Source organism: Pseudomonas sp. PA-4-8C (assembly GCF_021606625.1).
GTDB classification, from domain to species: Bacteria; Pseudomonadota; Gammaproteobacteria; order Pseudomonadales; family Pseudomonadaceae; genus Aquipseudomonas; species Aquipseudomonas lactis.
Genome location: NZ_WKCD01000550.1, coordinates 1 through 1142 on the forward strand (window position 1 = coordinate 1; position 1142 = coordinate 1142).

1 protein-coding gene is annotated in these 1142 nt (G+C 63.2%); it reads left to right on the plus strand.

All coding sequences use genetic code 11. From position 1 onward, the window contains the following. On the plus strand, positions 1 to 1142 hold a 1142-nt coding region (locus GIW04_RS30885), incomplete at both ends, for an efflux RND transporter permease subunit (RefSeq protein ID WP_236479632.1).

Here is a 1142-nt window from a genome sequence, read left to right on the forward strand (position 1 = left end):
GCGACGCACTGAAACTGCGGATGCGTGAGCGCATTGCGGCAGGCGAATTCCCTTCGGCGCGGGTTCGGGTCACACAGCTCGTCTTCGGCCCGCCAGTGCCGTTCCCGGTGGTGTTCCGCGTTTCCGGGCCGGACCTGAATGTGCTGCGCGGGCTGTCTGAAGACGTGCGTCAGGTGGTAGCCGGCAACAAGCTGACCCGCGACACCTTCCTCGAATGGGGCGAACGTGCCAGCGGTTATCGCCTGGTGCTGGATCAGGATCGCTTGCGCCTGCTGGGGTTCACGCCGGACGAGGTCAAGTCCCAGCTCAACGCTTTGCTCAGCGGCAACCCGATCACCGAAGTGCGCGAAGGCAACCGCACCGTGTCGGTGGTGGCCCGTGCCCAGGGCAGCCAGCGTGAAGACCTGGCCAACCTCAACAACATGACGCTGACCAACAGCGCCGGTACGTCGGTGCCATTGGCCCAGGTCGGGCATTTCCAAGCGGTAATGGAAGAGCCGATCCTCAAGCGCCGCGACCGCGCCACCACCGTGGAAGTGCGCGCCGACATCATCGACGGCGTACAACCGCCCGATGTGGAAATGGCCGTGTACAAAGACCTGCAACCGCTGATCGCGAAGTTGCCCAGCGGTTACAAAATCGACATCGGCGGCCCGGTTGAGGAAAGCGCCAAGGCCAACGTCGCCCTGGCGGCGCTGTTCCCGATCATGATCCTGCTGACCCTCACGGTGATCATGTTCCAGGTGCGCTCCTTTGGCGTGATGTTCATGGTGTTCGCTACCGCGCCTTTGGGCCTGATCGGCGCAGTGCCCACCTTGTTGTTGTTCAACCAGCCGTTCGGCTTCAACGCGATCCTGGGCCTGATCGGCATCGGCGGCATCCTGATGCGCAACACGCTGATCTTCACCGACCAGATACGCCAGAACCAGGACCACGGCATGGCGATTCGCGAGGCCATTATCGAAGCCACCGTGCGGCGTGCCCGCCCCGTGATCCTGACCGCACTGGCGGCGGCGCTGGCGTTTATTCCGTTGACGTTGTCGGTGTTCTGGTCGTCCCTGGCCTATGTGCTGATTGGCGGGGTGTTGGTGGGCACGGTGTTGACGCTGTTGTTTTTGCCAGCGCTGTGCAGCCTGGTACTG